This is a genomic window from Enterobacter cloacae complex sp. IR53030 (assembly GCF_049238365.1).
Taxonomy (GTDB): Bacteria; Pseudomonadota; Gammaproteobacteria; order Enterobacterales; family Enterobacteriaceae; genus Enterobacter; species Enterobacter kobei.
The window spans coordinates 240,750-256,623 of sequence record NZ_JBMKHA010000006.1 but is presented as its reverse complement, the minus strand read 5'-3'; the positions used below and the strand labels follow the sequence as shown (position 1 = coordinate 256,623).

Below are 15,874 nucleotides of genomic sequence, written 5' to 3'. Positions count from 1 at the left end.
CTCATATCAGGAACTTGTTCGCACCTTCCCTAAAGAGCGGATAGTTTCGATATGTCCGAAATGTGAAATGGGACATATTGCGCATATGCTTTGGCGGATAAAAAATATGTTTATTCTCACGGGGATTATTTTTTTTATGGTACTTTTTGCGGGAGTTCTTAATGAGGTGATTGATGGAACCTGGGAGGGGCTTGTGTCATTTGTCACTACATATTTTTGGTTGTTTGTGATGATGTTATTGGGAGGCGGAGGATTCTCAGGTTTAATTGCATTCTTTGCTTACAAAGCCTATGCTCCTGCATGTTGTAAACTGGCTGAGGAAATTTTTCACTTGCTGGGGATGAAGGGAATTACCCATGTGAACCTGAAAAAAGTCACTAAGAAAAGAGAGAGGCTTCAGAGAAAAAAAGGAAAATGGTATGAACCATCAAGCCACTCTCATGCTCCACGGCCAACGCGTAAATTTGGCTACTTGTTTGAACACTGGTATTACTATTAATTAAGAAAATGAATGGTATTTTTTATTATAAGTAAACTAACATAAATATTTAATGGGAAGGTTTGCTGATACTTGGAGTCAAAGTTCTGGAGATTTTACTGATCCGGGAAGCCATGGTGGCAATAACTTTGCTGCAAGTGGTTGTAACCTGGATTTCAGACGATGACCTTCAGATATGATGTGAGAAATGTGTATTGGAACACCCCCTTCAACCGCAGCGTGACAGACCAGAATAAAGCCCGAAGCAACGATAAAGTATATTTCATGAATTCAGTTGAAAATTAGCAGGTATGCTCCCGTTTTGTTGAGCCAGAGAAATTAGCCGACCTGTGTACAAAAAAGGAAATTGAGTTGATGAACGGCAGGACGCATGAGCTTTCCCCTCCGCCTGCCTTGCCGCCTTATGGCCTCCTCTGGAGAAAATATCTGGGGCTCTGGGGTCTTTTCGCTCTGAGAGATTTAGAGAATATCTTTGAAATGTAGGGTATATCAAAAAGGTGATCTTAATAAAATAGCAGAGTAATATTCGTGATGTTTCATGGGGGAGGGGAAATAGTGCAATCCCGATAACGAAAATAAACCCTCTTGCCCTGGTGCTGGGTTGGTTTACTCAAGAGGGGGTTGGTTTTGGCGTGAAATGGATGCTAATGACCTTATGTTTATTTTTAATATTAGTCTGCAAGGGTAAATTATGGATGGTGACTCTTTTAAAGATATAAAAGAAAAAATCACACGTGCTGCTTTTGGTACAAATGGATGTTGCTTTCTACTAATAGATGCATCCTTGAAAGAATATCAAACAGGATCTTTTTTACACGATACCCTAAAATTTTATAAATCTTACCCTATAATATTCCAGCACAAAGAACTTCAAGGCACTTTACCTCTTTACCTGTTTCCTCTTAGTAAGTTAAGCGAAAAGGATGATCAATTGTATAATAGTAGTATTTACCATTCTTTGAGCGAGATAAAAAACGAGAAGCTTGAGGCGGGGGAGGGTCGCAGTGTCTGTGCGTGGATTTCGACGAATTTAACAGGGGAACAGCTTGCTGAACAAATAGCTTTGTCCGCTGTACAGTCAATTAAATCACTCGGTGATATATTACTTCGTTATTTTGATCCCTCAGTATTTGGTCTATTGATTCCTGCTCTGGATAAATGGCAAAAGGAGCAGTTATTAAGCAATATCAATACGTGGTCTTATATTAACGGAGACGGGGTGGTTCATACAGTGAATGGCGATGGTGAATGCAGAAAAAGATTAAGCCACTCACTTGGGTTAACTGATTCAAATGTATGTGAGATCAAGCTTATATTGGTTGTGAACAAAATTTTGCGTGTGTATCGAAATGCTGATGTTGCCCACAAACTCAGTGAGTGTGAAGCAGTGAAATTATTGCGTCCTGCACTGGGTTATTATTATTCATCGTTCTCCCCATCGGGAAATGATGTTGTTGAGTTTGGGCTTGATGTACTGAGCGCACAGAAATTATTTTATCAGGATGGGTTATTTTGTAAATATATGCTTAACATACGTGGCAAAGAACCTCCGACATATATAGATGTTAAATTAAAAACTGATGGTCAAATCTATTAAGAAAAATACAATAAAAGCTGGAAAGGTGCCATTAACAATTGTGGGGTGCAATATGAGTTGGCCTGTGCAAATAATTCCTCCGTGCGATAAAGTTCATGGAATGAAATGGAATAAGTGGTTTTTATCTCTTTTATGTTTTTTATTGTCTATGGCAGTATTTTGGGTGGGGGCTAGAGTTATTGCTCCTGTTGAAAGTGGTGAGCTATTAAAATTATCTGCATTTCTGTTTTTTTGGGGAATGTTTGCCTTTTTTTTAATCATTTCAGTTCGAACATATTACTATGGATTGTGTTTGTCAGTGGCTGAAGCAAGAGAGCATGAAGCAGAATTAACCAGGAAAAACTGGACTGAATGGGCCAATCAAAAGTTTTATGTGTCCGCTTATAATTTATTTCTTCCATCTGCAGTAATACCGACCGATATAGCATTGTCCAATCCTGTTGAGATATATAAAGATCAGCAATTGAAAATACGTGGTCATAATGGAACGAGATACTCTGAAGAACAATTGATTTATGAGTTATTGTCATCAGTCAGAGCAAGGCTGTTAGGATTGAAAGAACTCTGTATCTTTGATGTCATGTTTACATATGGCAATAGTTATATTACTTTCTCGATTTTTAAAGAATGTTGGGCAGCAGTTGGTTTTAATGATGATTGTTTGGGTGATATTTATTATTGTAGTAAAGCATTAGAGCAAGAATTTGAGACTTTATCTGATATCGCGTTGAATCGAGGAGTAATAATTATATCTGCAAACATTGAAGGTGTTGAGGGATATTGCCCTGACTCATCAGAATTCGCCTCAATATTTATAGTGACTCATCAAAAGCTAATGCCAGAAAAAGAAAATAATAATGTGGCTTTGCGAACTATGGCATGCAATAAAAACCAAGCCAAACAAAATTTCGTAAATATGATAGCTTATCAGCCAGATGTTCTAAGAACGACAAAGTTAGTTTTTAGTAATATGAGCGAAGAGAATGCTTTGGATGTTTTAGAAATATTCAGAGCTTCATCTGCATCTATGAATGTCGAATGGAATTATGAGGTAAAACATTTAAATTTGATGCTGGGTAAGTTTGGTGATGCCCATTTTTGGTTGGCGTTTGTTTTATCATTATTGATATCAGAAACAAACGATGAGCCGGTTTTAATGGTCGCCAGCGTTGGTGATGACTATGTCTTTAATGTTATAAAACAGTTTGATAATAACAAGGAGCGTTAAATTGAGCATCCCAGCGAAATGGAGGGTTATTGGCCTTATTTCATGTCTTTTTATCTTTGGTATGTTGACTGCTATAGGGACTTACTATTATGGAGAAAAATTTGGGTGGGTATCATCTAAGGAAAAGGTGAGCCTTTGGTTCTTATGCATGTTTTTATTTTCCGTATTTCTTATGTTGATGAATTTCGGTGTATGGTTCTATCACAGGGAGCCTTGGTTTCAATCTATCAGGAGTAGGAAGTCTCTCGCAGTTAATTTTCAAAATAAGTATAAAAAAACCAGTAAAAAGGATCCTATAAAAGCTCATCTATGCCGACGCTATGGCTACTTGTGGCAAAATAAAGTCCGTCTACTGTTAGGGAGGGTGCGAATAAGTACCCTCCGCAACGAAAATGAAACTTTTAGTCAATTAAATTCAATCACTTACATAGGCGTTTTTTTGCGTTTGGTGACTTATTCGCACCTTCCCTAAGTCAGGTGCAAAGTTATATTTGGCCCGGCCAGTGGCGACGGCATAACGTAAAACCTCACCACAACGGCGGCGGATCTTACTGGTTTGCTCCAAAGCACCCCTTTTCTCAATCTTTTGCAGAACGGTAAGCAGCTCCAGCGGTTCAATCTGTTCGATTGGACGTTGGCCGATAAAAGGGAAAATGTCCTTTTCCATGCAATTGAGAACTTCTTTTGCGTACCCTTCTGACCACGTGGCTTTTTTTGAACCATGCCATTCCCTTGCTACAGATTCAAAACTGTTCTCATGTGCAAACTGCAACGCAATTTTTTCAGCCTTTCTGGCCTCGCTGGGGTTGATCCCTTTGGCCAACATCGAACGAGCTTCATCACGTTTAGCACGTGCCTGTGCAAGCGATACATCACCGTATACACCGAAGGAAATCATCTTGGGCTTTCCTGCAAAACGGTAACGATAGCGCCAACCTTTACTGCCAGTGGTGTCAATAAGTAGTGATAACCCCATGTCATCGTTCAACGTATAGGGCTTATCCTTTGGTTTGCGCGTTTTATTTGGATGTCAGATAGCAGCATGGGTATAGAAAAAAGATCGAAGTCAGTTATACACAATCTTATACGCAAAGATGTATAGATTCTATTAGAAACAATGGCACTTTATTGGATGAACAAGATTAATGAATAGGATTTAAATCAGTGAGTTATGGAAGTTATTAGACTTGCTGAGATGTAACTGTGGTGTCCCCTGCAGGAATCGAACCTGCAACTAGCCCTTAGGAGGGGCTCGTTATATCCATTTAACTAAGGGGACGAGGCGGCACGAGTATAGCGTTATTTACACTTTGCGTTAAGCGCATCGCCGCCTGACTGCTCAAAGAGTCACCATTCAGCCCGTTTTTTTTGCCGAATTGCCCTCATTCTCCTGCGCCTTTAGCTCAGCTTTGCGTTTGTTAGACATGTCGTTACGGATTTGGGCATGGCTTAACAGCGCGAAGATAAACGTTCCGCCGCAGATATTCCCGGCCAGCGTCGGAAGGGCGAACGGCCAGAAAAAATCAGTCCAGTGAAGCGTACCATTAAAGACCAGATAGAGTATTTCAACGGTACCGACCACAATATGCGTGGTGTCCGCCAGGGCAATCAGCCAGGTCATCAGTATGATCACCACAATTTTGGCGCTGCCTGCGGAAGGAAACATCCACACCATCGTGGCGATAATCCAGCCGGAGATGATGGCGTTTGCGAACATTTCGGCCGGCGTGTTTTTCATCACGTCCATGCCAATTTTCACAAACGCATCCCGGGTAGGTTCATCAAAGATCGGCATATATTCAAACGCCCAGGCGGCGATACCCGTGCCGATAATGTTACCCAGCAGGACCACGCCCCACAAACGCAACAATAAACCGAAATTACCGAGGGTAGGATTTTGCATCACTGGCAGAACGGCAGTTACCGTGTTTTCAGTAAACAGCTGCTGGCGGGCCATGATGACAATAATAAAACCGAAGGTATAGCCGAGGTTCTCCAGTAAAAAACCGCCGGGCACACCCTCAAGTTGAACATGAAATATCCCTTTTGCCAGCAGTGACGCGCCCATTGACAGTCCCGCAGCGATGGCTGACCAGAAGAGGGCCATGGCATCGCGCTCCATCTCCTTTTCGCCATCCTGGCGTATATGTTCGTGAATTGCCATCGCGCGGGAGGGGAGGCGATCTTCATCAACTTCTATCTTCTCGCCGCGCGCTTTCTCCTCGCTCTCAATTTCAATATCCTCTTTGCTCTCGGCAATTTTGTCTTCACCCACTTCTTTCATAACGGCTCCCGGAGGTTGATCTTTCTTTTAAGCGTAGCGGCTTTTATCAGGATGCCTGTGGGGATGCTCTTAAATTGGCGGCAATGACAACAAAGGTGAGACATCTCTTTCAAAGGCATTATAAAATTGCCAGCGAAACGAATTCCAAAAGCCAGGCTATGCTGAGATCAGAGCCACGGTGTTTATTGCCCGTGCTTGTGCTCATAGACATCGGTAAACGTGCTGTTACAATCACTTGCACGTTTACAGACGGAGCGCCAGATGCTTCGTTACGGATGGCAATCAACGATAGCCATACTGAACAGGGAGATATTTATGAAACTTCGGCTGTCGGCGCTTGCGCTGGGCATGACGATGCTTGTGGGCTGCGCCAGCTCCGGGGAGCAAACGGGACGCTCCGATCCTCTCGAAGGATTTAACCGCTCCATGTATAGCTTCAACTACAACGTGCTGGATCCGTATGTGGTTCGGCCGGTGGCAGTGGCATGGCGCGATTATGTTCCACAGCCTGCGCGTAACGGGCTAAGCAACTTTACCAGCAACCTCGAAGAGCCCGCGGTTATGGTGAACTACTTCCTGCAGGGCGACCCGTATCAGGGGATGGTGCACTTTACCCGCTTCTTCCTGAACTCCATTCTGGGGATGGGCGGCTTTATTGATGTCGCTGGCATAGCGAACCCGAAACTGCAGCGTGAACAACCGCACCGCTTCGGCAGCACCCTGGGGCATTATGGCGTAGGTTATGGTCCGTATGTCCACCTGCCGTTCTATGGCAGCTTCACCGTGCGTGATGATGGCGGCGATATGGTCGATACGCTGTATCCGGTCCTGTCGTGGCTGACCTGGCCGCTGTCGATTGGTAAATGGACGGTGGAAGGGATTGAAACCCGTGCGCAATTGCTCGACTCAGACGGTCTGTTGCGCCAGTCTTCCGATCCTTACATTATGGTGCGCGAAGCATACTTCCAGAATCACGATTTTATTGCCAACGGTGGCAAGCTGAAGCCGGAGGAGAATCCAAACGCGAAGGCTATCGAAAACGAACTCAAAGATATCGATTCGGAATAAATAAAAAAGGTGAGCGATGCTCACCTTTTTCGATTTCAGTGCGCTTAGAACGCGTAGTTAAAGTTCGTACCGAACAGCCAGGCTTTACCTTCAGAGGTAAACTCGTACGGACCTTCCTGGAACGTCACTTTCTGACCGTGCATATAAGATACGCCCGCATCGATGGACGCATTCTCGTTGAACGCATATGTCGCACCAGCACTTAACCAGAAGCGGTCCTGATCCGGAATGGAAATGGAACGTTTGTCTGCCGGAACCGGGCTGTCGTCAAATGCGATACCGGAGCGGAAAGTCCAGTTTTTATCGTAGTAGTAGGTGGTACCCAACGCAATACGATAGGCGTCGTGGAAGCTTTCATCCTTATAGAACAGCGTTTGACCATTGTTGCCGGTTGCTTTCAGCTCCTGGAACTGGCTCCAGCTGGTGTAGGCCAGGCTATAGTGAATAGCCCATTGTGGTGCCACGCGGTTGTAACCGGAGACTTCCCACATTTCTGGTAAATGCAGCGACAGTGAACCTGGAACTGTCTGGTTTGAGGTGCCCCATGGAATGGTGGTACCCGCGCCTGGAACCAGGTTGTTGACTGGCGCCAGGATGCCGCTCTTGTAATCGCCGTCGAAGTCAATTTTCACTTCGGAACGATAGGTCAGGCCCCAACGGTTGTTTTTGTCCAGCTCATACAGGATACCGGCGTTCCAGCCATAGCCCCACTCATCACCTTTCAGGCTGGCAATTTTATTGCTGTTTTTCGGCAGGCTGGCAGTCTGCTCGCCGGAGTAACGCTCAATTTTTGCATCAGCGTAGACGGCATCAAAGCCCAGACCAAAGCTCCAGCTGTCGTTCAGACGATAAGCACCGCTCAGGTTCAGGTTCAGCGTCGTAAGATCGGTTTTACCGCCGTATTCACCTGCCGGATAGTTGTTATTGAATTCAGTTGCAAGGCCGTAGTTGGACGTGACGGACGCCCCCCAGCCAAATTGCTCATTAATAGGTGCAACGAAGTGCAGGTTGGGTACCCATGCGGTCGGGGCAATATTGTCCGCTTTCAGGCTCGCACCTGTGTAAGGCGACTTGCCAGAAATGTTGACATCAGGATCGATATATACCGCACCCGCAGAGAAGGTCGGGCGATCGAACATCATGATCAGTGCAGGGTTACGGCTGGCGTTACCTGCATCATCAGCAATTGCACCTTCCCCAGAATACGCGCGGCCAAGGCCAGAGGAAGAAAATTCGTTTAACTGAAAGCCCGCTGACCAGGCGGAAGTGGAGACGATTGCCACTGCGACTGCCAGCGCAGTCTTGTTGAACAGGGTTTTCTGGCTCATGACCATAACCTCATTGAGTTATTTTTATTCAATAATTGTTACATACCGTAACAGGAGCGCGAAGTGTAGGGTCTGAGGTTTGACAGACAAATCAGACCAGTGGCCAGAGTATAGGTCTGACCAGCTGGGATGTTGCAAGTTTGTTTATTAATATTTTCAAACATGTTTCATGAAACGAGATCTGGTTGGCAAAAATGTGACCATCGCGACTCAGTCAAAAGGGTGGTTTTTGTTTTAGATCATTTTTTAGTGTGATATTGGTCACTTATCTGATTTTGCGCCATTAACGGCTGGAGAGAGCCTGCGCCGGGGCGTAAAATAGCAGCATCGTGTTTATCTCGCGCGCTGCGCGAATACAGAGGAAATTGAGCTATGAGTAAATGCAGTGCTGATGAAACCCCGGTTTGCTGCTGTATGGATGTTGGCACCATCATGGACAACTCCGATTGCACAGCGTCTTACAGCCGTGTGTTCACCAACCGCGCTGAAGCGGAAGAAACCCTGTCCGCGCTGAGCAAGCGTGCGCGTGATGTTGAATCCGATCCGTGCGAAATTAAATCTACCTTCACCGAGGTGGACGGCGGCGTGAAGCTGGATATTGACTTCGTGTTTGCCTGCGAAGCAGAAACGCTGATTTTCCAGCTGGGCCTGCGTTAATTCCTGCGGGCTGGTGCCCTCACCCCGACCCTCTCCCACGGGAGAGGGTGCAAACACTAAAAACGGTAACCTACGGGTTACCGTTTTGCTTTTACCTCGGGGCATTTTCTTTTTCTTCTCTGTGTCTTACCTCGCACTTTTTCGTTTCCCCAATTGGCTGAATGTAAAAAAATGGTTAAGACTATTATCAGGTCAGACCACTTAACGTTTGCGTCAATTTTTTACAGGGGAGTGTTATGAGTCAGGCATTACCGCTTATTACCCGTCAGGGCGATCGCATTGCCATTGTCAGTGGTTTGCGTACGCCGTTTGCGCGTCAGGCAACGGCGTTTCATGGCATACCGGCTGTCGATCTGGGGAAAATGGTGGTGGGGGAGATGCTGGCTCGCAGCGAAATTCCGCCTGAGGTCATTGAACAGCTGGTTTTCGGCCAGGTGGTTCAGATGCCTGAAGCTCCCAATATTGCGCGAGAAATTGTCCTCGGCACCGGGATGAGCGTTCATACGGATGCCTATAGCGTCAGCCGCGCCTGCGCGACCAGTTTCCAGGCGGTGGCTAACGTGGCGGAAAGCCTCATGGCGGGCACCATTCGCGCCGGGATCGCCGGAGGCGCTGATTCCTCTTCGGTACTGCCTATTGGCGTCAGTAAAAAGCTGGCCCGTATTCTGGTGGATGCAAACAAAGCCCGCACGACCGGTCAGAAGCTCAAACTCTTCTCGCGTTTACGTCTGCGCGACCTGATGCCTGTACCCCCTGCTGTCGCTGAATATTCTACCGGCCTGCGCATGGGCGATACCGCGGAACAGATGGCGAAAACCTACGGCATTACCCGTGAGCAGCAGGACGCGCTGGCGCATCGTTCACATCAGCTGGCGGCGAAAGCCTGGTCAGAGGGCAAGCTCACCGACGAGGTGATGACCGCCTATACGCCTCCTTATCGGGAACCACTGGTTGAAGACAACAATATCCGCGGTACCTCGACGCTGGCGGATTACGCCAAACTGCGTCCGGCGTTCGACCGTAAACATGGCACCGTGACTGCGGCCAACAGTACACCGTTGACGGATGGGGCAGCCGCCGTGATCCTGATGACCGAATCCCGCGCGAAAGAGCTGGGCATCACCCCTCTGGGCTATTTGCGCAGCTATGCCTTCACCGCCATTGATGTCTGGCAGGACATGTTGTTAGGTCCAGCCTGGTCCACGCCGCTGGCGCTGGATCGCGCAGGGCTGACGCTGGCTGATTTAACCCTGATTGATATGCACGAAGCCTTCGCCGCACAAACCCTGGCAAACGTACAGCTGCTGGCAAGCGAGCGTTTTGCACGTGATGTGCTGGGGCGCGCCCATGCCACGGGTGAAGTGGATCAAAGCAAATTCAACGTGCTGGGTGGTTCGATTGCCTACGGTCATCCGTTTGCGGCGACAGGGGCGAGGATGATTACTCAGACATTACACGAGCTACGTCGCCGCGGTGGCGGGTTTGGCCTGGTGACCGCCTGTGCGGCGGGTGGACTGGGTGCTGCAATGGTTCTGGAGGCTGAATAATGGAAATGACATCTGCATTTAACCTGACGGTTCGCCTCGACAACGTCGCCGTGATCGCCATTGATGTGCCTGACGAAAAAATGAATACCCTGAAGGCGGAGTTTGGCACTCAGGTTCGCGCAATGCTCAGGCAGATCCGCGAAAACAAGGCCATTCGCGGTCTGGTGTTTATCTCGGCCAAGCCGGATAACTTTATTGCCGGGGCCGACATTAACATGATCGCCCGGGCGCAAAGCGCGCAGGAAGCGGAAGATCTTGCGCGTCAGGGGCAGCAGGTAATGGCCGAGATCAACGCGCTGCCGATCCCGGTGATTGCCGCGATCCACGGTGCTTGTTTGGGTGGTGGACTGGAGCTGGCGCTGGCCTGCCACAGCCGCATTTGTACTGACGATGCGAAAACCGTTCTGGGCCTGCCGGAAGTGCAATTAGGTCTCCTGCCTGGTTCTGGTGGCACGCAGCGTCTGCCGCGCCTGGTAGGGGTTAGCACCGCGCTGGAAATGATTCTCACCGGCAAGCAGCTGCGCGCCCGTCAGGCGCTGAAAGCCGGTCTGGTTGACGATGTCGTTCCCCACGCGATTTTACTGGAAGCTGCTGTAGAACTGGCGCTGAAAGGTCGCCAGCCAAAACGTCCTCTTCCGGTGCGAGAGCGTGTGCTGGCGGGTCCTCTGGGAAGGACGATCCTGTTCAACATGGTGGGCAAAAAGACCGAACAAAAAACCAAAGGCAACTACCCGGCGGCGAAACGGATCCTGGAGGTGATTGAAACCGGGTTGTCACAGGGAAGCAGTAGCGGCTATGCCGCTGAAGCCAAAGCCTTTGGCGAGCTGGCGATGACGCCGCAGTCACGGGCGCTGCGCAGCATTTTCTTCGCCAGCACAGAGGTGAAAAAAGATCCGGGCAGCGAGGCTGAGCCTGCTCCGCTGCGTGCAATTGGCGTGCTCGGGGGTGGGCTGATGGGCGGCGGCATTTCTTTCGTTACCGCAAGTAAAGGGAAACTGCCGGTACGCATCAAAGACATTAACCCTAAGGGAATCAACCACGCGCTGCAGTACAGCTGGCAGAACCTTGATCAAAAGGTCAAGCGCCGCCATATCAAGGCAAGCGAGCGTGATAAAACCCTGGCGATGATTTCCGGCACGACGGACTACAGCGGTTTTGCGCACCGTGATCTGGTGATTGAAGCCGTATTTGAAGATCTGGCGCTCAAGCAGCAGATGGTGGCGGACGTTGAACAGCATTGCGCGCCGCATACCATTTTTGCCTCAAATACGTCGTCATTACCCATCGGCGATATCGCAGCGAAAGCCGCGCGTCCTGAGCAGGTGATTGGTCTGCACTTTTTCAGCCCGGTAGAAAAAATGCCGCTGGTGGAGGTGATCCCTCACGCTACAACCAGCCCGCAAACCATCGCTACCGTGGTGAAGCTGGCGAAAAAACAGGGCAAAACCCCCATCGTGGTTGCGGACAAAGCCGGCTTCTACGTCAACCGTATTCTGGCGCCGTACATCAACGAAGCGATGCGGCTGCTGACGGAAGGGGAGAAGATTGAGCACGTCGATGAGGCACTGGTAAAGTTTGGCTTCCCCGTTGGTCCTATCCAACTTTTGGATGAGGTGGGAATAGACACCGGCACTAAAATTATACCTGTACTGGAAGCCGCTTATGGCGATCGTTTTGCGCCGCCTGCAAATATTGTTTCTGCAATTTTGAAGGACGATCGCAAAGGCAGAAAAAATGAACGCGGTTTCTATCTTTACGGCGCGAAAGGGCGTAAAAGCAAGAAACAGGTCGACCCTTCTGTTTATGGGCTTATCCCGACCTCAGATCAGGGGAGACTCTCCGCCGTTCAGTGTGCTGAACGTTGTGTGATGATGATGCTCAATGAAGCGGCACGCTGCTTTGGTGAGCAGGTGATCAAGAGCGCACGGGATAGCGACATCGGCGCCGTATTTGGTATTGGTTTCCCGCCGTTCCTTGGCGGCCCGTTCCGTTACATGGATACACTCGGCGCGGGTGAAGTGGTGGCTATTCTGCAACGTCTGGCATCGCAATATGGCCCGCGGTTTACACCGTGTGACGAATTATTGCAGATGGCGGAACGGGGCCAGACATTTTGGCCTGCAAGAGAAACTGTCCTCGTAAGCTGAGGTCAAAGAAGGGTAAATCCCGACGTGAATGAACCTGTTCTGGCGATTTTGTAAACAGAGATTGACTATACTTACGCCATTGAGGTAAAAAACAGCGTTTCATTCACCGAATGGATCAGGCACAATGCCCGGCCATCGGGTTTTCTACCTCAGAGCATTTATCGCGGGTAGTCAACGCCGGTGATTCTGGTTAACAAAAGCGGTGCAATATGCAAGTTTTTATCATGCGTCACGGCGACGCGGCACTCGATGCCGCCAGTGACTCAGTACGTCCTTTAACAGTCTGTGGTTGCGACGAATCTCGTCTGATGGCAACCTGGCTTAAAGGCCAAAAAGTGGATATCGAACGCGTTCTGGTGAGTCCGTTCCTGCGTGCTGAACAGACGCTGGACGTGGTAGGGGAGTGTATGAACCTGCCATCCAGTGTCGATGTTCTTCCTGAACTGACGCCATGCGGTGATGTCGGCCTTGTCAGCGCCTACCTTCAGGCACTGTGCAATGAAGGTGTCGCTTCCGCACTGGTCATTTCCCACCTGCCACTGGTTGGCTATCTGGTTTCTGAGTTGTGCCCGGGCGAAACGCCGCCAATGTTCACCACATCCGCCATTGCCAACGTCACCCTCGACGAAACCGGCAAAGGGGTCTTTAACTGGCAAATGAGTCCGTGCAACCTGAAGATGGCAAAAGCTATCTGACGTGACGTGCGACAGGGCGGGGTGCAAATGTGCTTCCCGCCATGCTGTCAGGGCAACTCAGGCGGTTGCCACTCCTCAACTTCTATCAACACCAGCAATGCGGCATCTCCGCCGTACTCTTTGGGTGCCTGATGAAACGCCATAACATGTGGATGCTGAGCCAGCCACAGCGGCGTTTGTTGCTTAAGAATATGTTTCCCATGGCCGTGCATCACGCAGGTGCAAAACACGTGTTCGCGGCGACAGGCGGCGATCAGTGCCCCCAGCTCCTGTTTCGCCTGCATCTGCGTTAATCCGTGCAGATCGAGAAACAGCTCCGGTGAATAATCTCCCCGACGTAATTTTTTCAGCTCAAAGTGGCTGACGTCCTCGCGCACGTATTTCACCGCGCCCTGCGTATTTAGCAGCGGTTGAAACTCATCTGAAAAATAGTGGCTGTTATCAGCCTGCTCCTGCAGCAGTCGTTTGACCGGAACGTCGCTGATTTTTTTACGCTGCGGGCGATGGACAATGGTGTCCTGCGTGATTTTACGCGTCCCGGTCATCAGCTGGCGGAAGAGAGCCTGATCCTCCTCGCTGAGCGATGTTTTCTTTTTCATTCGTCATTCTCATCTCGTATTTCCGATAGTGTACCCGACTAAACGCATTTTTTAACCTCAAGCGCGACGCGTCATTGCTGATTTATCGCCGTCTTCATGGCAAACTAGCCGCCGAAAATTATGCGAGCATGCCCTGGAGGAAAGAGTGGATAAAATATTTGTCGATGAAGCAGTAAACGAGCTGCATACCATACAGGACATGTTGCGCTGGTCGGTTAGCCGCTTCAGCGCCGCCAACATCTGGTACGGTCATGGTACCGATAACCCGTGGGATGAGGCCGTTCAGCTGGTGCTGCCGTCTCTTTATCTGCCGCTGGATATTCCGGAAGACATGCGCACCGCGCGCCTGACCTCCAGTGAAAAACACCGCATTGTTGAGCGGGTAATCCGCCGCGTCAACGAACGCATTCCGGTCGCCTACCTGACCAACAAAGCCTGGTTCTGCGGCCACGAATTCTATGTTGATGAGCGCGTGCTGGTGCCGCGTTCACCGATTGGTGAGCTGATCAACAACCACTTTGAAGGCCTGATTCACCATCAGCCGCAGCACATTCTGGATATGTGCACCGGCAGCGGCTGTATCGCGATTGCCTGCGCCTACGCCTTCCCGGAAGCGGAAGTGGACGCCGTCGATATCTCTACCGACGCGCTGGCCGTCACCGAGCACAACATTGAAGAGCACGGCCTGATCCATCACGTTACGCCAATCCGCTCGGATCTGTTCCGCGACCTGCCGACGCTGCAGTACGACCTGATCGTCACTAACCCGCCGTACGTCGACGCGGAAGACATGTCCGATCTGCCAAATGAATACCGTCATGAGCCGGAGCTGGGTCTGGCGTCAGGCACTGACGGCCTGAAGCTGACTCGTCGCATTCTGGCCTGCGCGCCGGATTACCTGACCGACGACGGTGTTCTGATTTGTGAAGTGGGCAACAGCATGGTACATCTGATAGAGCAGTACCCGGATGTGCCGTTCACCTGGCTTGAGTTCGATAACGGCGGTGACGGCGTCTTTATGCTGACCAAAGCGCAGCTGCTCGATGCGCGCGAATACTTCAGTATCTATAAAGATTAATCCAGCGGGCTTCGGCCCGTTTCACAACGCTCAAACACAAACAACAACATCGGAGCCGTGATGGCAGGAAACAGTATTGGACAGATATTCCGCGTGACCACCTTTGGTGAGTCGCACGGGCTGGCTTTAGGTTGTATCGTTGACGGCGTACCGCCCGGCATCGAACTGACTGAAGCTGATTTGCAGCACGACCTTGACCGCCGTCGTCCGGGCACCTCTCGCTACACCACGCAGCGTCGCGAGCCGGATCAGGTCAAAATTCTCTCTGGCGTCTTTGAAGGCCGCACCACCGGGACCAGCATTGGTCTGCTGATCGAAAACACCGACCAGCGTTCTCAGGACTACGGCGCTATTAAAGACGTATTCCGTCCGGGCCACGCTGACTATACCTACGAGCAAAAGTACGGTTTCCGCGACTATCGCGGCGGCGGACGCTCTTCCGCGCGTGAAACCGCGATGCGCGTGGCGGCGGGTGCCATTGCCAAAAAATACCTGCAGCAGAAATTTGGCATCGTCATTCGCGGCTGTCTGACCCAGATGGGCGATATTCCGCTGGCCATTAAAGACTGGGACCAGGTTGAGCAAAACCCGTTCTTCTGCGCCGATGCCGACAAGCTGGATGCGCTGGACGAGCTGATGCGTGGCCTGAAAAAAGAGGGTGACTCCATTGGGGCGAAGGTCACCGTGGTGGCCGACGGCGTGCCGCCAGGCTGGGGCGAGCCGGTGTTTGACCGTCTCGACGCTGACATTGCGCACGCGCTGATGAGCATCAACGCGGTGAAGGGCGTAGAGATTGGCGACGGGTTTGACGTGGTTCAGCTTCGCGGCAGCCAGAACCGCGACGAAATCACGAAAGCGGGCTTCCAGAGCAACCATGCGGGTGGCATCCTCGGCGGGATCAGCAGCGGGCAGCAGATTGTTGCGAATATTGCCCTGAAGCCAACCTCCAGCATTACCGTGCCGGGCCACACGATTAACCGCTCTGGCGAAGAAGTTGAGATGATCACCAAAGGACGTCACGATCCTTGCGTGGGGATCCGTGCGGTGCCGATCGCAGAAGCGATGCTGGCGATCGTGCTGATGGATCACTTCCTGCGTCAGCGCGCGCAGAATGCGGATGTGACGACCACCATTCCACGCTGGTAAC

At 50.0% G+C, this 15,874-nt stretch carries 13 protein-coding genes, 1 tRNA gene and 1 pseudogene; 10 read left to right on the top strand and 5 right to left on the bottom strand.

Annotated features, from left to right (window positions below):
* The 3 genes from ACOTXR_RS09060 to ACOTXR_RS09050 all read left to right on the top strand — a co-directional run.
* Positions 1–499 (top strand): hypothetical protein (locus ACOTXR_RS09060; protein WP_421767020.1); only part of this gene is annotated, 499 nt, incomplete at its 5' end.
* 691 nt (positions 500–1,190) lie between these two features.
* Entirely contained in the window at positions 1,191–2,096 is a 906-nt protein-coding gene (locus ACOTXR_RS09055; protein ID WP_047625082.1) for a DUF4123 domain-containing protein, read from the top strand.
* The gene (locus tag ACOTXR_RS09050) at positions 2,080–3,324 is read left to right on the top strand and encodes a hypothetical protein (RefSeq protein ID WP_127341157.1); all 1,245 of its coding nucleotides are present in this window, start codon (positions 2,080–2,082) and stop codon (positions 3,322–3,324) included. Before ACOTXR_RS09055 ends, ACOTXR_RS09050 begins: the two co-directional genes overlap by 17 nt.
* A gap of 418 nt (positions 3,325–3,742) precedes the next feature.
* Here ACOTXR_RS09050 and ACOTXR_RS09045 read toward each other — a convergent pair.
* The 3 genes and pseudogenes from ACOTXR_RS09045 to ACOTXR_RS09035 all read right to left on the bottom strand — a co-directional run.
* Positions 3,743–4,368: pseudogene (locus tag ACOTXR_RS09045) on the bottom strand (tyrosine-type recombinase/integrase); the annotation flags it as partial.
* 160 nt (positions 4,369–4,528) lie between these two features.
* Positions 4,529–4,603 (bottom strand) — tRNA-Arg (locus tag ACOTXR_RS09040).
* Positions 4,604–4,678: 75 nt separating this feature from the next.
* Entirely contained in the window at positions 4,679–5,608 is a 930-nt protein-coding gene (locus tag ACOTXR_RS09035; protein ID WP_014884689.1) for a formate/nitrite transporter family protein, read from the bottom strand.
* 315 nt (positions 5,609–5,923) lie between these two features.
* On the opposite strand from ACOTXR_RS09035, the gene mlaA reads away from it, so the two are divergent.
* Positions 5,924–6,676, top strand: a complete 753-nt coding sequence (mlaA, locus tag ACOTXR_RS09030) for a phospholipid-binding lipoprotein MlaA (protein WP_222834609.1) — start codon at positions 5,924–5,926, stop codon at positions 6,674–6,676.
* 44 nt (positions 6,677–6,720) lie between these two features.
* Here the strand turns inward: mlaA and fadL are convergent, their stop codons facing one another.
* Entirely contained in the window at positions 6,721–8,004 is a 1,284-nt protein-coding gene (gene fadL, locus ACOTXR_RS09025; RefSeq protein WP_014884687.1) for a long-chain fatty acid transporter FadL, read from the bottom strand.
* A gap of 372 nt (positions 8,005–8,376) precedes the next feature.
* Between fadL and ACOTXR_RS09020 the strand changes: the two genes are divergently transcribed.
* From ACOTXR_RS09020 to sixA, 4 genes are all read left to right on the top strand, one after another.
* Positions 8,377–8,661 carry a YfcZ/YiiS family protein gene (locus ACOTXR_RS09020; RefSeq protein ID WP_014884686.1) on the top strand — a complete coding sequence of 95 codons (285 nt, stop codon included), beginning with the start codon at positions 8,377–8,379 and terminating at the stop codon, positions 8,659–8,661.
* Positions 8,662–8,897: 236 nt separating this feature from the next.
* Complete coding sequence (gene fadI, locus ACOTXR_RS09015) at positions 8,898–10,208, top strand: acetyl-CoA C-acyltransferase FadI (protein ID WP_032635967.1); 1,311 nt, start codon at positions 8,898–8,900, stop codon at positions 10,206–10,208.
* The gene (fadJ, locus tag ACOTXR_RS09010) at positions 10,208–12,355 is read left to right on the top strand and encodes a fatty acid oxidation complex subunit alpha FadJ (protein ID WP_058691119.1); all 2,148 of its coding nucleotides are present in this window, start codon (positions 10,208–10,210) and stop codon (positions 12,353–12,355) included. The genes fadI and fadJ overlap by 1 nt, the downstream gene beginning before the upstream one ends.
* A 209-nt stretch (positions 12,356–12,564) precedes the next feature.
* Complete coding sequence (gene sixA / locus ACOTXR_RS09005) at positions 12,565–13,050, top strand: phosphohistidine phosphatase SixA (RefSeq protein ID WP_014884683.1); 486 nt, start codon at positions 12,565–12,567, stop codon at positions 13,048–13,050.
* Positions 13,051–13,097: 47 nt separating this feature from the next.
* Here sixA and smrB read toward each other — a convergent pair whose 3' ends face one another.
* A complete protein-coding gene (gene smrB / locus ACOTXR_RS09000) occupies positions 13,098–13,649 on the bottom strand; it encodes an endonuclease SmrB (protein WP_045281766.1) in 552 nt (183 codons plus the stop codon).
* A 145-nt stretch (positions 13,650–13,794) separates the two neighbouring features.
* On the opposite strand from smrB, the gene prmB reads away from it, so the two are divergent.
* Positions 13,795–14,727 (top strand): 50S ribosomal protein L3 N(5)-glutamine methyltransferase, encoded by a 933-nt coding sequence (gene prmB, locus ACOTXR_RS08995; RefSeq protein WP_014884681.1) that lies wholly within the window; start codon positions 13,795–13,797, stop codon positions 14,725–14,727.
* Between the two features lie 60 nt (positions 14,728–14,787).
* Positions 14,788–15,873 carry a chorismate synthase gene (gene aroC / locus ACOTXR_RS08990; RefSeq protein ID WP_014884680.1) on the top strand — a complete coding sequence of 362 codons (1,086 nt, stop codon included), beginning with the start codon at positions 14,788–14,790 and terminating at the stop codon, positions 15,871–15,873.
* Position 15,874: the final 1 nt, after the last annotated feature.